Origin of the sequence: Methylobacterium sp. OAE515, from assembly GCF_041806315.1 — a bacterium.
Classification (GTDB): Bacteria; Pseudomonadota; Alphaproteobacteria; order Rhizobiales; family Beijerinckiaceae; genus Methylobacterium; species Methylobacterium tardum.
In genome coordinates this window covers 120,406-139,135 of record NZ_JBGMUV010000002.1, presented here as the reverse complement: position 1 = coordinate 139,135, position 18,730 = coordinate 120,406, and the positions used below count along the sequence as shown (strand labels likewise).

The following is an 18,730-nucleotide window of genomic DNA, read 5'->3' as shown; positions in this document are numbered from 1 at the left end:
TCCCGGCCGGAAGCGCCGGGGCTGCCTCTCGGGACCAGGAGTGCGATGCGGGTGCGAACGTAGCGAAAAAATCCGAGCAGGAGGGCAAAAGGCAAGATTTCGCTTTCATGTCGGGTGGGCCGTTTTTGGAACGTAGAGCCGGTTGATTAGATGATCGAGGCAGTACTGTGCCGAGAGATTTAGGGATTTTTCTTCCTTTGTCTCGACAATATTTTGCCAGAGCATTAGTATCGCCGCCAACACAAGCGCGACCAGGGTGCCGTCGAACGATACGGCGAGCCGCGCTGTCACCTCGGTGAGGAGGCTCGGCTGTTGGTAGCGGCCAGGCTCGCCAGCATAGGACAGCGCGTTGCCGATGCCGGTCACGGTGCCGATGAAACCCAGCGAGGGTATCAGCCAGGTCACGTAGCGTAGAGGGGCGTAACGGAGCTCGACTTCGTGTGCGAGCATGTCAAGGGTGACGTTCATCAAGGTCGTACATTGCTCGACCGAGGCGCTGATCTGGAACTGTAGGATGCAGCGGGAGATCAGGCGCGGCAGAAAACAGCGATCTGCCATCCCGCCGTCTCGTACCCGCTGGAAGATCGGCCCGAGATCTTCGGCTTGAAGAACCACCCTGGGGTCCTCCGGCAGGTACCCCTGGCGGAGTTGCCGCATCTCGCGCGAGGCCGAGCGCATTCGCAGCGCCAGTTCGCCCGCGGCGACGCTGAAAGCCACCCACATGCAGTTCTGCACGGAGAACGGGTAGAGCAGGCCTCCGCGGTCCACGAGGACCTTGGCCGCTTGATCGGGAAGCGCGAAAGCGAGCCCGGCGCAGAGGCCGGCACCCGATAGGCCGGCCATGAGCGCGACCGCGGCCCGGTTCTCCACCAGCGACTTCCGGCGGAAACAACCACGCGTTCGGCCGGGCGCCGGCCCGGCGGCATTCAGATTGCTCTCGGGAACTCCTGCCGGGACCGGGGCGATCATGATCGGCGTACCACGATCCGCCCCGTCGCGGGATCGCGCTCCACCAGTGTACGGTTTCGACCCGACCCGGTCGTTTCGGCCAGCGCCTCCTGTGGCCGCGGCTCGGCTCGCTCCGCGGAGTCAGCCACATAGGCCGCATCGGACCGAGTCGTCACGGAGGCCGAGTCCGGGCGAGACGAACCGGCCCACGCCGCGTCCTCCGACGCAGCTCTCTCGGCTTCCAAGCCGTGAGCGCGCCTTTGGTCCGAGGCCGCACGTAGAAGCAGATCGGATACCGTGGTCACGACGTTTCCGAGTCGGAGCCGGTCGGCTTTGTGAACTTCGGCTTCCGTCAACGGCCGCCAGCCGTCGGCCGCGAAAAGGAAGCTCCCCGAGAGGCTGCTGGTGTCGACGAATCGGTAGGTGCCGTTCTCAGACGCAAAGAGCACGGCGTGCCGGCGCGACACGGTGGGGTCGGGCAGCACGATATCGCAGGTTCCGGAGCGACCGATCGAAAAGGACTTCATCGGCTGCGGCGGACCTTGATCGCTATCCTCCTCGACAAGAGAGGTGGATCGAAGCTGCGACCCTGAGGGTCGGTAAAGAAGAGCTGCAGCGTGTGCGCCCCAGGCTCCAACCTCAGATCCGTCTGGGTGGTGCCATCGGGGAAGCTCCTGTGCCGGTCGTCTTTTGGGAAGGGGAGAGCGGGATCAGGCGCGTCGGAGTCGATCGCGACGTGGAAATACCCGGTGTTGGGCACCTCGCTCTGTGCCGGTGCAACGCCCATGCCCTGGACTCCGAAGTACAGACGAACCGTACCGGGTAAGATCATCCCGTCCCGCAACCCGATCAGGGATACCGACGCGCCCGTAGGCGGGACGTTGCGCGGTTCCACGGCCACGACGGTGATGCGTTGCGATGCCACGGGCGGATCGTTGGGGACGTGGTTTGCGTCCCCAACGAGCAACTGAAGCGTGTGCGGGCCCGGGGTGAGGGTGACCTCGGCTTCCGTCTGACCACCGCCGAGATGGATGTGGTTGTCGTCCGCAGGGATCGGTCTGTCGACGCGCGGCAGCGGCGCATCGATGATAATATGATGATGGCCGGTGTTCGGCGCCATCTGATGGGCCCCCGTCGTGACGAGGATGCCGGCTGGCGCAACGCCCATGTTGGAAAGCCCGATGCGGACCAGGAGCTTCAATGGAACGCGCGCGCCGTCTTTGAGATCGATGAAGTAGACCCGTGCGCCAGCCGGTGGAGCGGATCCGGCAAGGTTCTGCGCGCCTGGGTCGGCGCTTTCGACGGTCTGTCCTTCGGCCGCCGCGGCTCGCCCGACCAAAGTGGCGGAAAGCAGAATGGCGAACGCGTGCGCTGCAAGTGGTAGCAGGGCCAGCCGACCGGCTCGAGTTCGCCGAACCGGCCGCGCCGCGGCGCTGGGCGGGAACGTCGTCGGTGCGGAACGGCGAGCCGTCAGATCGAAATCCATAGCAGTCACTCGTTGTCGAACGGCCACGGCTTGCGTGGTCCGGCTGGAGCGGGGGTTGGCTGGTCCGAACCGCCGCTCACGCCCTTCATGCCGGGCACGGCGAAGCGCTGGCCCGGCGGGCTGGGCACGGCGGACGCGGGGAACAGCCCGCTTCGCATCGCGACGGTCATGCGGCGCGCTCTCAACGGCGAGTCGATCCGGCTCCATTTGGAGTTTTCCATCGATACGACAGCCCCGTTCCAGTCCTGCACTTTAACTGCTTCGATCAGGCGGTGAAATTTTCCGAAGCTGGACTGTCCCATCTGATAGACCATGGATGTTAGGACGACCTTTCGCGGCAGATCCACTGTATCGAAGCGACGAAAGAACGTTCGAACACCTTTCAAAGCAACGTATTCAGAGAGCAGAAGCAGGGATTGAGCCTCGGCTTCCGTCAGGAAGGCCGACTTGGCGATCAAGTCCGACGCGGATTTCGTCGTGACGCTGCGCAGGACGCCGTACGCACCGGCCTCCAGGTTGAAGCCATAGCCGATCGTCGCGATCCCCTTGCTGTCCCGGTAGGCGACGTGAAGTCCGTTGCGCACCACGCGCCCCTCTTCGAAGATCAGCAGGTTCTTGAGCCGATCGGTCAAATCGTCGGCGTTGCCCGTGGAAGGCGTCGTAGGATGAGTCGACTCGGCGTCCCCGCGGCCCGCAGCCGTCACGGCAGATTGATGGTCACCAACGAAATTTTTTTTTGCGTGCAGGCCTGATCGACGCAGGCTTGGCTGATCCAGAAGGTCCCCCGCGCCAGACCTATCTCGTCTCCGCGTACGATGGTCTGTTGGTCGTCCATGACGTCGTCGTGCAACCCGGGGACGTTCAGGAGCTTCTGGCCGAGCGCACCGAGTTTCCCCTTCGCGATCAAAGTGTTCTTGCCTTCGTCCGTCACGCGGATCGTCGGCAGGGCTCGATCGAGCACCTGCGCGAGATTCCCCGAAGCGAGCCCCTCCGCGATGCCGTTGACCGTTCCCTCGTATTGCCCGACGTCGAACTGATGCGCATCGAGGTCGCGTCGAAGATCTGACGAAAGGACGTAGTTCCTGCGCTCCACATCCTGTGCTTTCGCAGACAGGACCGGCTGCAGCATTGCGAGGCCGATCAAGACGAGTCCCGGCATCCAGTCTCGCGAAGACCGCCTTGTCGCGAGGACACAGTCGCCCTGCGCAGGTGTCCTCCACCATGTCTCAATGCTTTCCCCCATCATCTAGGCCTCACATCGGTCGCGACACGGAAGCCATGTGCGTAGTACGGGGTGGCCGCCTCGTAATGGTATCGGGAGGCGGACCTCAGGTAGCGGGCGTCGTTGACGAAGCTGCCTCCGCGCAGGACCCGCTGGGAACAGCCAAAAATTTCCTTCGCGCTTCCGTCGCTCGGCGCGGATCCGTAATCGGGCGTCCAGCAATCCTGGACCCATTCGGCAGCGTTGCCGGCAGTGTCGTAGAGGCCGAACGGGTTGGAAGGATAGCTGCCTGCGCGCGTCACGGCATCGTTGGGCTTGTTGGAACAATCCGCGCAGTTCGCGTGATCCGAACCGCCGGCGCCACCCCACCAATAGGCGGCGCTAGTGCCCCCGCGCGCGGCGTATTCCCATTCCGCTTCGCTCGGCAGTCGGTAGCGCCGCCCGGTCGCCCCCGAGAGCCAGGTCAGGTATGTCTGCACGTCTAGCCAACTCAGGTTGGTGGCCGGATCTTCGCCTCTCGTGGCGCGAGCCTTGCGCGGGTTGCAGAAGCCGGCCGACACGCAGACTGCCCATTCCGCCTCCGTGACTTCCCGTTGGCCGATGGCAAACGGGGCGGCGAACGTGACATCGTGAACCGGCCGCTCATCAGGGCGCCCGTCGACCGAGCCCATCCGGAACGAGCCGGCAGGGATCACGACCACAGGTGGACATGTCGGGCAGTCCTTGAAGGTCGTCCCCGGTCGTGGGTCGGCAGGCCGCGAAGGCTGTGCGCTCGCCAGCCGATCCCTTGGCTCCTCGGCGGGAGCGGCGGTGGGGGCGGCCGTTTGTCGATGCTCGGTGGGCGGCAGAGCGTCCGGTGCCTCGACTGTCTTTTCCGGCCCGGAGCCACGCGGCACTAGCCACAGGCCTGCACCGCCAGCCACCGCCAGGACTGAAACTCCAAAAGCGATGGCCCAAACCCGCCGGGAGCGCACCGGCATGGTGGAACTGCTGGCGGATGTCCCGGAGCTTGCGATCCTGACATGTCGGCCTGGTCGTTCCGTCGGCGCAATTCGGTCGGCCGGATCGAACGAGGATCCCAGCACCTCCCGGATGGCGTCGACCGAACCGGGTCGGCCCTCGGGATCGATCGCCATCAACGTGTCGATCAGCTTCAGGAGAACGGGATCGTAGCGGCCGGCACTCGCGTGGCTCGCCGCCTCTAGAGGATCTGATCTCAGCCGACGCAGTGCGTCGACCGGTATGCTCCCAGTCACTGCGCGGTATAGAACGGCGCCGAGCGCGTAGAAGTCGGACCAAGGACCCTGCTGGCTACCGACCCCGTACTGCTCGGGCGAAGAGTAGTTCGGGGATACGATCTGCGTAACCGTGGCGCTATGCCGAAAGCCGAAATCGCGGGCCGCTCCGAAGTCGATGAGCACGGGGTTGCCGTCGGGGCGGAGGATGACGTTCCTCGGCTTCAGGTCCCGGTGCAGAATGGCTTGGTCGTGCAGCACCGACAGTCCGTCGACGATACCCTCGAGGATCTGCCGAACCTCAGGCTCGGGAAGCGGTGCATTGACGAGCGCCGCTTCCAGGGATCGGCCGTGCACGAACTCCAGGACCATGTATCCGGTGCCGTGCGCCTCGAAGAAGCGGCGCACCTGCATGATGTTGGGGTGCCGGAAGCGCGCGATGATGCGCGCCTCGTTGAGGAACGAGTCGACGCCTTGCTTGAAGGCCGCCGCCTCCCGGGTGGAGCGGGCGCGGGCCGACTGATCGGCGGTGCGTACCGCGGTGAAGCTCGGGAAGAACTCCTTGATCGCCACGACTTCGTCGAGGAGCGTGTCGTGGGCGAGATAGGTGATGCCGAAGCCACCGAAACCTAGAACTGCATCGATCCTGTACTCGAACAGCATCGTACCTTGCAGAAGGGCAGCGGCATGATCCTCCGCGCCGTCCGACGGACCACCAAGTTCTCCGGACCCGCTCGCGACAGTCTTCGCCGACGCCTGGTCCTGAGGCTTTCGAGGCGTCGCGGAAGTCACCTGAAAGGCGCGCTGCGATGCGTCTCCCGACGCACCCCTCGTTCGCCCCCCGGCCGTCTCGTGGAAATCCGTCAATTGGCTCTCCTGAATGAGAGCCCCTCGAACGCCCTGCAGGCTGGTTGACCCGAGTTAACTTGGAATCCGCCGAAGATGCCGCTCACGCGGCATACGAGCGGAAAGCGCGTCCGGCCAACATCGCCTCGTGCGGACGTGAACGTGATCGAGCCTGCACCCAGAGCATACCGCCCTTCCGCAATCCGGCTTCCACCCAGTTCCTGGATCCGGAAGCCTTCGTCGGGACGTAGCGTCAACGCGACCGAGGCGGAGAGATAGATCCCCTTCGCCACCTGGAAGCCGGCCGAAGGTCGCGGGCGCCCTTCGCCGGTAGCCGCCGCATAGACGCCGGTCGGGCCGATCGCGAAAGCGAGCACGTGGAGGCTTCGCAGGAAGTTCCACCGCGCTGTCGGATCGGTTGCCGGCACGCGCTCCGGCCCCGGGCGGACGACGGGCTGCCGTACACGCCTGAGCCGAACCGACCGGGATGCTCCTGTAGAAGCAGAGCGGCCCGGGACTTGGGCCGATATTCTCCCGGATCGGCCGGTCGGCGCAGGCATTCTGAGGCGAGCTGAAAGCAAAGCATCAAGGCACTGCTTCATGTCTTCTGAGACCCGAGTGCGTACTTTCATGCTGTATCATTCGGACTTCATGATTACAATTTGATGTGTAGAGTGTTACGATTGTAACTGATGCTAAATAGACAATCAAACCGATAGGACCTAAACAGCGTCAAGCGTGCGGGCGCGTCCGCCCCCGCGGAGGTGGCGGCTTCGGGAAGCAGTCTCGTGACCGAGTAAAGCGAGGTCTCGCACCGAAAGGGTCGGCGGAGTGCCGCATCCGTCGACGACCAGCGATATTGCTTCCTGTCTCGCGGCGCGGGTGCCGCCGCACCGGGCTCGTCCTGCCTCATGGAGGTGCGAGCCTCGTCACGACGCGGGCAGCGTCGAGCCCAGTGCCAGCCCGATGATCCGGACCGGCATCGTTCCCTGGTAGCGGACCATGGCTCGTCCCGATCGCAAGGTAGTACGGAATGCCGACATCCATGGCCGGGGTGCGCCATCCAAGGCGCCGGACGAGGCAGAGTCTTTTCCGTACTGAGCCGTGCCGGCGACCGGGCGGACGAGCGGTTGCCCATCAGCCGGCGCTTGCCGGCACCTGCATCCATGACCTCGCCGGGTTTCACGAGTTCTGATCGATGTTCCCGATTCCGTGGGCGAGTCGTGGCTCGGTTGGCTCTCGCCTACTGGAGAGAGCGGATGCGGAGCCTCGGGCGGGGAGCCGCGCGCATCCGAAGAGATGCCTCCGCCGTCGGATGGCCTTCAACGCTCTTCCAGTCGCCATACTGTCATGGCTGACGATGAGCGGTCCCGGCGATTCGGCGGTCTATGGCGGCGGGCTCGGTCCGGGCATCCCTGGCCATGCGGTGCGGGGTTTGCTCGCAACGCGGGAATTTCAAGGTCGGCGGGAACTCCCGTATCTCCGTTCTGGGGTCGACGCATCTCTGGACGCGGGGTGTTCAGCGGGACGCGGTCGGGGTGCGGGAGTTCGGATTGTCCACCACGAGACGCCCGAAATAGGTGCGCGCAACATCGGCGAGGTGGCCCTGTCTTCGGAGACCGAGGCAGCCCACGCCTGCGAGCTGCTTGCGGCGACCGCTGCCGATATTCCGGGCGGCGGGCCGGCCGGCGACGTCCTCGAACGCGCGCACGGGCGGATCGACGCTTCCGCCCGCGTCGAGCCGGTTGCGTCCGGGGCGATGCGCCGCCTCGGCCCGACATCGGCGAAACACGCCTCCCGAACCCGCAGCGACCTACTCGCCGGTGTATGCGGCCCGGTCCTGGACCTTGCCTTCCTGTCCTTCCTCCTCGTGCTGGCGCTGAGGATCCGATCTCTCGTCGTCAGCCTGCACCGGACCGTGCGCCTTCAGGGCATGATGGCGGCGGCAACCAATCTCGTCCTGGGCAGCCGACCCGACAGAGTATCGGACTACCTGCCCGACGTTCTGGCGACCGTCGGCGATGCGGTCGGGGCCGACCATGGATACGTCCTCGAGCTCGGCGCGACCGGCGACGCCTACGTCTGGTCGCGGCCCGGCCTCTCGTTGCCGTCCGGATGGCCCGAAGCGCAGCGCGCGGTGGTCCCCGAAGTTCTGGACTCGCCCGAGGATCTGGTCTCGTTCGATGCGAGCGCGGCCGGCTCCGTGGTCGAGATCCCGCGAAGCCTTTCCACTCGGGGGCTGGTCTCCTTGAGATGCCTGCGTCTGCGTCGTGAGGATCGGATCGTCGCCCTGCTATGCTTCGAGTACGCGACCCGTCCCGTCCCTCCGTGGCTGCATGAAGCCCGAGACACGCTTCTTGGCATCGGCAGCATCTTCGCAGCCGCGCTCGAACGCCGTTTCGCGTGGGAGCGTCATCGCGAGACCGAGGCCGAGTTGCGGCAGGCGCAACGCCTGGAGGCGGTCGGCACTTTCGCGAGCGGCGTCGCGCACAACATCAACAACGTGCTCAACGTCATCGTCGGGCATGCCGAGATCGCAGCCGAGGTGCTGCCGCCGGGCTCGCGGGCCACCCGTCAGATCGAGTTGCTCGTTCAGGCCGGTGAACGCGCGCGCCAGATCACCGATCAGATTCTCGAGTTCGGCCGGCGGGGACGTTGGACACGCCACCCCAATCCGATCGATGCGGTCGTGGCTGAAACTCTGGAGCAGCTGCGCAGCTCCACGGCCGAGCCCATTGCAATCCGTTTCGAAGGCTCGACCGGGGGAGCCTTGGTCGGCGGGGAACCGGCGCAACTGCAGCAGGTGATCTTCAATCTCATTCGCAATGCCGCTCAAGCCTCGGAGCCCGGCGCGGTGGTCGGCCTTCGTGTGACCATCGTCGGTGTGACGGGCGCCCGCCGGCTCTCGCACGGTGTCTTGCGCCCGGGACCTTACGTATGCCTGACCGTCGTAGATGCCGGCTGCGGCATGGACGAGGAGACGCACGCGCGGATCTTCGAACCTTTCTTCACGACGCGCCCGGCTGGCACCGGGCTGGGCCTCGCCACCGCATTCGAATTCGTAGAGGAGCAGGGCGGCGCCTTCGACGTCCGCAGCGCGCCGGGCGAAGGCAGCACCTTCGAGGCTTGGCTTCCCGTGGTCGCGCCGTCCGAAGCCGTCTCCGGCGGCCCAGCGGCTCAAGGAGTGCTGATGCTCGTCGGGCGCAATCAGGCCGCGGTTCTGGAGGACGAGGAGATGCTGGCTGCTCTCGGCTTCGAGCCGGTCGGCTTCGTGAATCCGCAGACGGCCCTGGCGGCTTTGTGCACGACGCCGGACCGGTTCGACTTGGTTCTCGTCGAGAGTTGGCTGACAACCATGACGGGACTGGAATTCGCGCGTCAGGCGAACGAACTCGCCAACAAGCCGATCATCCTGTCCGTTGCCTCCCATGAAGGCTACGAGACCGCCGCGGGTTCGTCCCTGGCCGACGTCGTCCACCGGCCGTGGTCCCCGCGGCTACTTGCGGCGGCACTCTCACGCCATCTCGGTGGCGCGGGCGAGACGTCGCTCGCCGAGATCGGCCGATCGCGAAAGGCGCGGCTCGAACACCGTCGCCGACTCGCCGCCCCACGCTGAGGTCGAACGACCGCGACCGATCGGTTGAGGTCTAGAATCTCCGCCGTGAGAGCCGACGCTGATGGGCGACGGTCGGCACCGTGCGAGATCCCGTGTCGGTGGCTCGGACCGCCTCAACAGGATCGGGCTTCGTGCAGGGCGAGTTATACCCGAACGCCACTTCCGTGATCTCCACGGTCCGGCATCCGACGATGGCATCGGACTCTACAGGTGAAAGGAAGCGTCTTCCGCATCGACCTTTCTGCCCTCCGCCACCGGGAGCCAACTTGTCCATCCGAGAAGACAGGACGATGCGCCGCCGAGGCGCGGCGGCGGCACGGCGGCGGCTGCCAGAACGGGCCTGAGCACGACGGCGGTTTCGCCGCCTAGATAGGCCCGCGCGAGGGCGCCGACCTGCGTCAGCAGTGGACCACCTGGTAAAAGCGCCCTGAACTGTCTCTCGTCGAGGGGACCGATCCTGAGCACGATGCGCGAACCGATGTTCCATGCCCGCACGCCCGCGCTCGCGTCAATCCCGAGTTGGTTGAAACGCCCAACGCCGTGCCTGGGCAGCCTCGTCATCTGATCACGGCCGAGTTCGAGCCACATACCGGCGAACTGTTCCGCCTCGACCGGGCGGCCGAGCCATTCGCCGAGCATCCCTGCGAGCCGCTCCGCCGACCGCGGCCGCGACGCGAACAGACCGGCGTAGTACAGGAGCGGATCCGGACCGGTCTCAAGGCGTGCACTCAGGTTCGGATCGGCGTAGCCGATCAGAGCGAGGAGTACGTCGCGCATGCCGTGCCGGGGCACGGCGGCCGCCCCGTCAATTGTCGTTCCTTCCGCGATGGCCGCAGCATCGGCCGCGCGGTGCGGACGATACTTGATCCCTGCCTGCGCGAACTGGGCAAGCGGCCGCTGCGCCAAAAGGTTGAGGAATCGCGGGAAGGCGTCCGAGCGTTGGCGAGCTTGAGCGATGGCCGTGGCGGTGTAGGGTCGAGGCAGTACCCCGCCCGGGCCGGTCAGCCCCAAAACCCCGGTCTCGGCCTTGAAGCCTCCGGCCTCCGTGGCGCGGATCGCTCCGAAGTCTCCGGGCACGTAGCCGAGTCCCAAGGCCGCTTCGAACCGCACCGCGGCTCCGGGATCGCTCTGTCCGCTCGCGCGCATCATGACAGCCACCGCCGCATCGAAGCTGAAGCGTGCAGGGCTTGCCATCAGGCTGTCGCGCAGGGAGAGCCGGGCAGGAAGTCGCTGGTCCCTACCGACGGGCGGCGCGTTCGGTGCGGCAGCAGCGGCGGGCCCCTGCTCCGGCTCGGCTTCCGCGTCCTCGAGCGGTATGACAGGAGCGAAGGTCGGGTTCCTCAAAGCAGCACCTGGGCTCCGGCCCGGGGAGCGAAGCGCGCGACCGCCTCGGGCCGTCCGGCCAGCAACGCCTCGGTCCGGGTGAAGGAGTTGACCGTCGCGTGCAGGGCGAGAAAGTGCTCCAGCACGCTCGCCAGCAGATAGAGGCCGCCGCTTGTCCAGGCGCTGCGGTCGAAGGTGAGCGCGATGTCCAACCCCCGGCAGAAGCTTCCGAGCCGCGCGCCCGGTACTCTTGCGGTCGCCTCCCTCGACGTTACCTCGAGCAGGGCTCCGATGGCCGCACGGGTGTCGGGCGTATCGCGGACGTCGTAGAGTTGCAGCACGTCGCGCAGGGCTGCTGCAGCATCGGGACCTCCGACGATCGACAGATGTCCGAGCGAGAGTTGGGAGATCAAGCGCCAGTTCCGGCGCGTGCGTAGCTGTGGGCGCCAACTCGCAGTCGGCGCGGTCAGGCAGGTGATCCGAGCCAGGGCGCTCAGGCCCTCTGCCGGAAAAAGGCGTGGCTGATCGACGCCGAACGGCAATCGCGCCGGCAGGTCGCGGCTGATGCACAGCGCGTCTATCGACAGAACCCGGTCCGACGGCTCGTCGGCCCGCAGATCGGGATCGAACGGTGCGATCAGGACCTCGCTGCCGCCGAGAGCCTCCGAGGCATCGCGACGGACGGTGGCGTAGTAGCCTGCCGTGGGCTCGCCGGGATCCAGGGCTGCCGGGCGACGATAGAAGGGTTGCCACGGCCGGCTTGCCCCATCCTCGCCGATCTCGCGCACCGCCTCCACACTCCACACCTCGTAGGCTTCGGACCGTCGGTAGTCGGGTACGATCGGGTATTCGGTGCGCGTACCGTCGAGGGCGATCGGTTCGCATTGCCGCGGAAACAGGTTCACCATCGGTGTGCAGCCGAGTGCGAGACAATCGGACCGCAGACGTCGCTCCAGCTCGGGTGCTGCCTGGTCGAAATAGACGAACAGATCGAGTTTGTTCGACTGCTGTATCAACGTCCGAGCTTCCAGGCCGACGAGGTCGAGGAACAAAAACTTCTCAGGGAGCGCGAAGTACTCCGTCAGCAGACGGAAGCCGGAGAACGACCGCGCCGACCATGGATAGAGCGCCTCCTCCGCGGCGAAGCCGACCGGCCGGATGCAATCCGCCGGCAGGAGAGTCGGCCGTTCGTCGTTCGGACCATCGGCGAGGGCGACACCCACGACGTGACCGCATAGCAGCTCGTAGAGCGTCAGCGCCTGTTCGAGCGGACCGCGGAGAAACATCCGCAGCGTTCCCGGCTCCAGCTCTGCGAACGTCGCCTCGGGATCGGCTAGTCGCAAGGTTGCCCTCAGGCTGGCGCGCGCGCTTCGAGCCCGTGGATTGACCGGCGCCGTTAATGGAAGACCGCTCAGCCGGATCGCCTCGATCTCAATCGGCCATAACGTAGTCGCGTATGCGGTGCGGAACCGGACGGGGTCGCCGTTGACGGGCTCGCTCTCCAGCATCGTTCCGGAGGGGACCGTCACCGGGACGCGAAGGTCGGGCCTGCAGGCAAACTGAACGATCGCCGACGAGGGCAGCGGCGCGAGGTAGTGCGGGTAGAGGACGCCGAGCAGCGCGTCGGCGATCTCCGGCAGTTCGTCGTCGAGCCGTCGCTGGACGCGGGCCGTGAGGAACGCGACGCCCTCGAGAAGCCGTTCGACGTGCGGATCGTCGACCGCCTCGCCGCTCAATCGCAAGCGACCCGCGACCTTCGGATGTGCCTCGGCGAAACTCTGCGACAGCTTACGCAGAGCGTCGAGTTCGCGGTTGTAGGTCCCAAGAAGTCCCTCGTCCATGATCACTCGCACACGGTCCCGTTCAGCCCACGTGAGTCGGCCGCAGCACGACGTCGGCCGCCGACGTATCGATGAGGGTGTCGAAGCCGATCGGCTCGGGCATTGGATCGATCAACAGCAAGGCGTCGATACGCAGGCGCAGCACTGCCCGAAGCGCGGTTGGCACCTCCGCGAGGCGAACCTGCACCTGCGCCAGCCGCGGTTCGAACCGGCGAATCGTCTCCTCCACGTCGCGGCGCAGTCGCTCCTGCTCCGCCGCATCGTTGAAGGTGCCGGCCGTGAAATCCGAGATGCCGTAGCCCAGCGGCGAGTTCGCCAGGGTCGGCCAGGGCAGAGAGCGCCACGGACGCCGCGCGTTCAGCAAGTTCTCGATGTCCCGATGGACTGCATGGCGAGCCTGGGCGACGGTTTCCGATGCGCTGCACGGCGGGTCCCGCGGCCGGTCGGGACGATCGTCGAGCAGCCGATCGAGCACCGAGGCCCTCGCCTTCGGGAGGCTTTCGCCGCGCCGGGTGCTCATGCAAACTCGACCGATCGGAGTTCCGTGATGGCTACGCCCTCGTCCCCCGCCAGGAACATACGCAGCCCGAGGCCTCTGACCGGCGCCCCGTCGCTCCACTCGGTCCGACGTCCGAGACGGAGGCCGTCGTCAGTACCGAGCGCCTCGTAGAGAGTCGGCAGATAGACGTCACCCTGCGGCCCGTCTCGTACGACCATCGTGCAGCGGCGCCAGTACAGATCGCGTGGGCGCCTGGGTGCGTGGCACTCCAAGCTGACGATGCGCGCGAGCGGAATCCAGAAGTACCTCCCCGTGGTCGCCAGGACTTCGAGACTGCCGCCGATAAGGTCGTCCGCGTCGCGGAAATCGTCGACTTCCCGTCCGTTGACCGCGCAAGCCACGACCGGACGGATCGACTCCGCGGTCTCGGCGGCGACACGGGCTCCGCCCCCATCGTCCGCTCGCTGAGCGACCAGGCTCGCCAGCGCGGCCTCCTGGTCGGGCGTCGGGCCGCCCACGAAATCGGGCAGCCGCCCTTCCTCGAACAGCTGGCGGCGTGCCGCTTCGGCCCGGAGCAACTGCCGGAACTCGGCCACCGTGAGCGCGGTATTTGGATCGAGCGTCTCGGCCGCGGCGACGACCGCATCCGCCCGCTCGAAGTCGGCCGCGAACAAGAGGAACTCAGCCAAAAGCATGCGGGCGGCCACGTCCGTCGGCGCCTGCCGCACCGCAAGCCCTGCGGCCGCGATTGCCTCGGCGAGACGGCCGTGTCGGAAAAGATCGCCGATTTCCGTCCCAACCATTCACGAAAGTCCCTTCTGAGAAAGGCGAAGCCTCAGGCCGCAGTGCCGGAGCTGCCGATGCCGGTCACGAGCCGAAAGGTCGTCGAGACGTCGTCCAGTTGATGGTATGGCTGGAGGTGGATGACGCAGCCGTAGGCACCCGGACGACCCGGCATTTCACGGACATGAACGTCGCTGGACACGAGCGGGTAACGGGCGCGGCTGTCGGCGGAGGAGGCCGCAGTCAGGTTCGTGTACCCGGCGAGCCACTGCCCGAGCCTCCGCTCGATGGCGGTGGCATCCGTCAAAGAGCCGGTCAGTTCCCGACCCAGGACCTTCACGTAGTGAGCGAAGCGCGACACGCACAGCATGGCATTGACGTGCGCGGAAATGCGCCTGTTCGCCTGGAAGGGGGTCGGGTCGCGGCCCGGAGCCTCGCTCGCGTTCGCTTGTATGCTGCGGACCGACGCGAAGGCTGCATCGCCGTAGGGTAGGGTGTTCAGCGGCATGAGCCCGGCAGCCACGAGGTCACGCTCCTGCCGGTCGGTTAGGGCGAGATCGATGGACGCGCGTGCCCAGCGGGTCTCGGCGCCGAAGACGAAGTGCTCGTCGGGAAGATCGAGGACGAGTCCGCCACCGACCCGATCGGTGCCGACGCCCCGCACGTCGGCGGGCCAACCGTGGGACAGGAAGGCGCGTCCGACCGTCGCCGCGAAGGCGTAGCCCGCGACGAACCAAACCCGCTCGGCCGACCTGGGCGTGTCCTCGGTGTAGAAGACGCTGCCGAGTTCGCGCGACCACGGCGGACGTGCCAGGATCCGAGGCAGCGTCGCGCAGAGGAAACGCGCCTCTTCCCGCCGCGTCATGGCTCGCCAGCGCGCGTGATCGTGGCCATCCAGGGCGGCCGTGACGTCCTGCGACAACGCAAGATCCTCGAAGCGGTCCACTCCGAGAAGTGCCGGCGAGGCCGCCAGCACGGTCGGCACGAAGGCGGCCGCGGCTATCTCCGCGAGCGCGCTCACCACGATCAGGTCGTCCACCGGGGCCGCCGCGCCTGGCGCCCGGCGCTCGGGTCGGTGTCTGACCTCGTGGTCGACGAGCAGGAGCCCGAATGGCTCGCCACCCGCCTGACCGAACTCGTTCTCGTAGATCTTCCGGAAGAGCTGCGACTGATCGAATTCGGTCGTGCGCGTCACGTCGCGCTCCAACTCCCGCCAGGTCGCGGTCAGGAGCCTGACCTTCAGCGGCGCGTCGGGAGCGAAGCGCGCGACGAGCCAGGCGAGGCCTCTCCATGAGCCTTCGAGCCTCTGGAGGCGCGGCTGGTGAAGCACGGCGTCGAGCTGGGTCGAGAGCAGGCGATCGATGACGACGACGTCCCGTTCGATCAATCCCCGCAGTCGCTCCGGATGCCGGCGCAGCGTCGCCGCCGCGTCGGATCCGAACCAAAGGTCGAGCGAGCCCGCGTCCGTCTCCATGAAATCGGCGAGCGCGCCGCCGAAGCCGCCCTGTTCCGCCGAGCCGCGACGACCAGCCAGCAGCGCGGCACGCAAACCACCCGGCATTGCCGCCGCCCGATCGGGCGGCCGGGGAGGTTTCCCTCGTCCGGCCCAGTCGTGGCCCGTCGCGACGGTGTCGCTCACACCCGCTCCGGGATGCGGGCGACCATCCGCATGCTGGTGGTCAACTCCTCGAGCTGGAGCCACGGCCGCATGTAGGCAACGGCGTTGTAGGCGCCGGGTCGGCCTGGGATCTCGCGCACCTCCACCCGCGCCTCGCGTAGCGGGAAGCGAGCCTTGTTCTCCGGCCCTGCGTTCTCATTGGTGTTGACGTAGTTCTGAATCCAGCGATTCAGCCAGCGCTCGCAATCGTCGACCTCCATGAACGAGCCGATCTTGTCGCGCGCCATCACCTTCAGGTAGTGAGCAAATCGGCTTGTCGCGAGAATGTAGGGGAGGCGTGCCGAAATCCGGGCGTTCGCGGTGGCCTCGGGCCGATCGTACTCCTTGGATTTCTGCGTCGTCTGGGCGCCGAAGAACACGGCGTGGTCCTGATTCTTGTAGTGGCACAAGGGCAGGAACCCGAGACCCGACAGTTCGTACTCGCGTCTGTCTGTGATGCCGATCTCCGTCGGGCACTTGGCATCGAGGTCGCCGTCATCCGACCGGAAGATGTGGGTCGGCAGGTCCTCGACCTTGCCCCCGCCCTCGGCTCCCCTGATCGCGGTACAGAACCCGTGCTTCGCGAAAGCCTCGGTCAGCCGCGCTCCCATGACGTAGGCGGCGTTCATCCAGCAGTAATGGTCGTGCTCCATCTGCATCGGTGCTCCGCTCGCGTCGAAAGGCGCCTCCTCGTAGCCGAACTCGTCGATCGGGCGCGTGCGGTCGCCGTAGGGAAGACGGGCAAGGACCCGGGGCATCACCAACGAGACGAAACGGCTGTCCTCGCTGTCTCGGAAGCCGCGCCACTTCGTGTACTCGACCGTGTCGAAGATTTTGGCGAGGTCGCGCGGGCGCGACAGGTCGCTCCAGCGCTCGAAGCCCATGAGAGACGCTCCGGCGGCCGAGATGAACGGCGCGAAGGCCGCGGCGCTGACGTTGGAGATCAACCGCAACGCCTCGATGTCTTCGGCGTGGTTGGTCCATTCGTAATCGCCGATGAGCGCACCGAATGGTTCGCCGCCCGGCGTCCCGAACTCGTTCTCGTATATCTTGCGGAACAGCAGGCTTTGATCGAACTCCACCGATCGGGTTAGATCTCGGTGCAGCTCGCGTTTGGACGCGTTCACGACTCTGATCTTGAGGTTGGTGCTCGTCTCCGTGTTCATGACGAGGTAGTGCAGACCTCGCCAGCTGCCTTCCAACTTCGTGAAGCGTTCGTCATGCACGATCGCGTTGAGTTGGATCGAGAGCGCGGCGTCGATCCGCGAGATCGCATTCTCGATGGTCCGGCTGAGGTTGCGATCGAAACGGACCGTGCCGCGGTTCGCCTCCTCGATCAGCGTGCGCACGAGATCCTGCGCCCGTCCCGGCTCGGTCTGCCGGGTGGCCGAGACCACCTGATCGAGCAGGCCTGGGCGCTCGGCACCCTGGGCTTGCGTCTCCGGAGCGGGTATGGCGTCGGCTGGTCGTACGTCGGACATCTCAGTCCTCCTTCTCGTTCGATCCGACGCCAAGTTCGCCCGAGATCGCTTCCAGGTCGGATTCATTCTTCAGGATCCGCTCCAGGAGCAGCTCCAGGTTCTCGGAGCGGTCGGCCTTGCTCATGAGATCGCGCAGGCGATTGCGGGTCTCGAGCAGGAGCCTGAGGGACGGCACCTGATCCAGCACGCGTCCCGGCGAGAAGTCGTCGATGCTGTTGAAGGCCAAGTCGACCGCCATGGTGCTTCCGTCGCCGGCCAAGGTGTTCTCGACGGTCAGCTTGAGCCCTGGCGAGAGACGTTGCATGACCTCGTCGAAGTTGTCCCGATCGATCTGAACGAACTTGCGGTCCGCGAACGGACGCAAGGGCTTGGTCGGGTCGCCGGAGAAGTCACCGACGACGCCGACGACGAACGGAAGCTCTCGGACGATCTCGGCTCCCTCGGTCTCGACCTCATAGGTGATGTGAACGCGTGGCCGTCGCACCCTGGCCAGCTTCTCGTGAATGCTCGGCATGATGTTCCTATCTCCGTCTTCGGAACCGATCCCACTACTCCGGGCTGGCGGCCGAACTCGGCTCTGTCAGCCTCATGCCGACGGATGTCGTCACGACGGACCGGGCTGCCGGATCCGGGACGAGTTCGCGCAGCAGATCGGGCCACGCGAGCCGGGCGCGCCGCACCGCCTCCTCCAAGGTGAAGCCGATCGGCGAGTTTGGCTCGTTGACCCGGAATAGGGCGGCGATCCGCAGGATCTGGTCGAGCAGGACGTCGCGACCGGCCTCCGCCGACTGCCCGGCATCCGGCCGCGCCGCCGGTGCTTGGCTGTGAGAACCGTCGGGCTCGACGTCGGAGGAAGCGGTCTCCGCCAGGCCCGGACGATGCGGGGCTTCTTCGGGCACGTAGCGGGCCGTCGTGCGCCGAAGCGCGTCCAGCACGCTCCGGACGCGGCCCGTCGAAGGCTGTGCCTGCGTCGGCACGACTCGGGCGATCGCATCCTCGAGACGTCCCCAGCCCGACGCCGCACGGGCGATCTCGCCATCCAAGACACGCAGGGCAGCAAGCCCGGAGCCGCGCGCCTCGGCCTCGATTTCCGAAAAAGGCACGACGGCGGCGGCCGACTTGGTGTCGGGCGCGGTTCCGCTGGCCGAGAGGCTGGCCGAGCGCTCGTAGTCCCATAGCGTGACCGGCATGCCGTCCGGCCGCTCGAACAGCACGGTCTTGCGCAGTTGCTGGAGCAGCGATCCGTCGCGATCCTGCCCGCTGAGCCCGGTTATGGCCGCTAAGCGTGCCTCCGGATCGTCTTCTTCGTCCACCGGGAAAAGCCCCTGGGACCAGAATCCGTCGATCAGGCCGGCCAGCAGTTCGGCGCCGTCCGCAAGCCCGGCGAGGCCGCCGAGGCGGGTCAAGCTTTCGGTCAGCCAGCAGCCGACCTCGACGTCCTTGCCGCGTGTTCTTAGGATCTCCGTCGCGAGGGCCTGCACCTGCGCCCACTGCGAGGGCAGAGCGCCGCCGAACTCCGGATCGTCGTCGGCGGCACGTTCCGCCGCGCGGGCTTCGGATCGGGCATCGCGCAGCCGATAGTACAGCGATTGCGGCGAGGCGTCGCTTCGGACGTCTTCGCCGGCCGGTTGCGGCTCCTCGAACGGATCGAGGAGTGGCGCAAGGGAGCCGTCCATGTCTGGATCACTCATTCCGCCAGTAATCTAGCGTCGTCAACGAGGAAGATTCGACAACATCCGCCAATGTTGTTTCGGATGATTACAAGAGTATTTCAGCCTGAACTTGCTGCGTTA

At 66.4% G+C, this 18,730-nt stretch carries 16 protein-coding genes; 1 reads left to right on the top strand and 15 read right to left on the bottom strand.

What is annotated here, in order from left to right; genetic code table 11:
* Nucleotides 1-105: 105 nt before the first annotated feature.
* The 7 genes from ABIE45_RS30860 to ABIE45_RS30830 all read right to left on the bottom strand — a co-directional run bounded on the left by ABIE45_RS30860 (nucleotide 106) and on the right by ABIE45_RS30830 (nucleotide 6,165).
* Nucleotides 106-969 carry a MotA/TolQ/ExbB proton channel family protein gene (locus ABIE45_RS30860; protein ID WP_192711438.1) on the bottom strand — a complete coding sequence of 288 codons (864 nt, stop codon included), beginning with the start codon at nucleotides 967-969 and terminating at the stop codon, nucleotides 106-108.
* Complete coding sequence (locus ABIE45_RS30855; protein ID WP_192711437.1) at nucleotides 966-1,475, bottom strand: FHA domain-containing protein; 510 nt, start codon at nucleotides 1,473-1,475, stop codon at nucleotides 966-968. Before ABIE45_RS30855 ends, ABIE45_RS30860 begins: the two co-directional genes overlap by 4 nt.
* The gene (locus ABIE45_RS30850; protein ID WP_192711436.1) at nucleotides 1,472-2,434 is read right to left on the bottom strand and encodes a DUF4399 domain-containing protein; all 963 of its coding nucleotides are present in this window, start codon (nucleotides 2,432-2,434) and stop codon (nucleotides 1,472-1,474) included. Before ABIE45_RS30850 ends, ABIE45_RS30855 begins: the two co-directional genes overlap by 4 nt.
* Before the next feature lie 5 nt (nucleotides 2,435-2,439).
* Nucleotides 2,440-3,066, bottom strand: a complete 627-nt coding sequence (locus ABIE45_RS30845) for a glycoside hydrolase family protein (RefSeq protein WP_192711435.1) — start codon at nucleotides 3,064-3,066, stop codon at nucleotides 2,440-2,442.
* Between the two features lie 68 nt (nucleotides 3,067-3,134).
* The gene (locus tag ABIE45_RS30840) at nucleotides 3,135-3,593 is read right to left on the bottom strand and encodes a hypothetical protein (RefSeq protein WP_192711434.1); all 459 of its coding nucleotides are present in this window, start codon (nucleotides 3,591-3,593) and stop codon (nucleotides 3,135-3,137) included.
* An 83-nt stretch (nucleotides 3,594-3,676) separates the two neighbouring features.
* Nucleotides 3,677-5,554 (bottom strand): bifunctional serine/threonine-protein kinase/formylglycine-generating enzyme family protein, encoded by a 1,878-nt coding sequence (locus tag ABIE45_RS30835; protein WP_192711433.1) that lies wholly within the window; start codon nucleotides 5,552-5,554, stop codon nucleotides 3,677-3,679.
* A gap of 200 nt (nucleotides 5,555-5,754) precedes the next feature.
* Nucleotides 5,755-6,165 carry a hypothetical protein gene (locus ABIE45_RS30830; protein WP_192711432.1) on the bottom strand — a complete coding sequence of 137 codons (411 nt, stop codon included), beginning with the start codon at nucleotides 6,163-6,165 and terminating at the stop codon, nucleotides 5,755-5,757.
* Between the two features lie 887 nt (nucleotides 6,166-7,052).
* Here ABIE45_RS30830 and ABIE45_RS30825 point away from each other — a divergent pair.
* The gene (locus ABIE45_RS30825) at nucleotides 7,053-9,353 is read left to right on the top strand and encodes an ATP-binding protein (RefSeq protein WP_192711431.1); all 2,301 of its coding nucleotides are present in this window, start codon (nucleotides 7,053-7,055) and stop codon (nucleotides 9,351-9,353) included.
* Between the two features lie 204 nt (nucleotides 9,354-9,557).
* Here the strand turns inward: ABIE45_RS30825 and tssG are convergent, their stop codons facing one another.
* From tssG to tssA, 8 genes are all read right to left on the bottom strand, one after another.
* Nucleotides 9,558-10,547 carry a type VI secretion system baseplate subunit TssG gene (tssG, locus tag ABIE45_RS30820; protein ID WP_192711430.1) on the bottom strand — a complete coding sequence of 330 codons (990 nt, stop codon included), beginning with the start codon at nucleotides 10,545-10,547 and terminating at the stop codon, nucleotides 9,558-9,560.
* 146 nt (nucleotides 10,548-10,693) lie between these two features.
* On the bottom strand, nucleotides 10,694-12,517 hold the full coding sequence (gene tssF / locus ABIE45_RS30815) for a type VI secretion system baseplate subunit TssF (RefSeq protein ID WP_192711429.1): 1,824 nt from the start codon (nucleotides 12,515-12,517) through the stop codon (nucleotides 10,694-10,696).
* A gap of 22 nt (nucleotides 12,518-12,539) precedes the next feature.
* A complete protein-coding gene (gene tssE / locus ABIE45_RS30810; RefSeq protein ID WP_192711428.1) occupies nucleotides 12,540-13,037 on the bottom strand; it encodes a type VI secretion system baseplate subunit TssE in 498 nt (165 codons plus the stop codon).
* Entirely contained in the window at nucleotides 13,034-13,819 is a 786-nt protein-coding gene (locus tag ABIE45_RS30805; protein WP_192711427.1) for a type VI secretion system accessory protein TagJ, read from the bottom strand. Before ABIE45_RS30805 ends, tssE begins: the two co-directional genes overlap by 4 nt.
* A gap of 32 nt (nucleotides 13,820-13,851) precedes the next feature.
* Complete coding sequence (gene tssC / locus ABIE45_RS30800) at nucleotides 13,852-15,438, bottom strand: type VI secretion system contractile sheath large subunit (RefSeq protein WP_192711426.1); 1,587 nt, start codon at nucleotides 15,436-15,438, stop codon at nucleotides 13,852-13,854.
* On the bottom strand, nucleotides 15,435-16,937 hold the full coding sequence (gene tssC, locus ABIE45_RS30795) for a type VI secretion system contractile sheath large subunit (RefSeq protein WP_192711425.1): 1,503 nt from the start codon (nucleotides 16,935-16,937) through the stop codon (nucleotides 15,435-15,437). The genes tssC (ABIE45_RS30800) and tssC (ABIE45_RS30795) overlap by 4 nt, the downstream gene beginning before the upstream one ends.
* Before the next feature lies 1 nt (nucleotide 16,938).
* Nucleotides 16,939-17,451 (bottom strand): type VI secretion system contractile sheath small subunit, encoded by a 513-nt coding sequence (gene tssB, locus ABIE45_RS30790; protein ID WP_192711424.1) that lies wholly within the window; start codon nucleotides 17,449-17,451, stop codon nucleotides 16,939-16,941.
* 34 nt (nucleotides 17,452-17,485) lie between these two features.
* Nucleotides 17,486-18,613, bottom strand: a complete 1,128-nt coding sequence (gene tssA / locus ABIE45_RS30785; protein ID WP_192711423.1) for a type VI secretion system protein TssA — start codon at nucleotides 18,611-18,613, stop codon at nucleotides 17,486-17,488.
* Nucleotides 18,614-18,730: the final 117 nt, after the last annotated feature.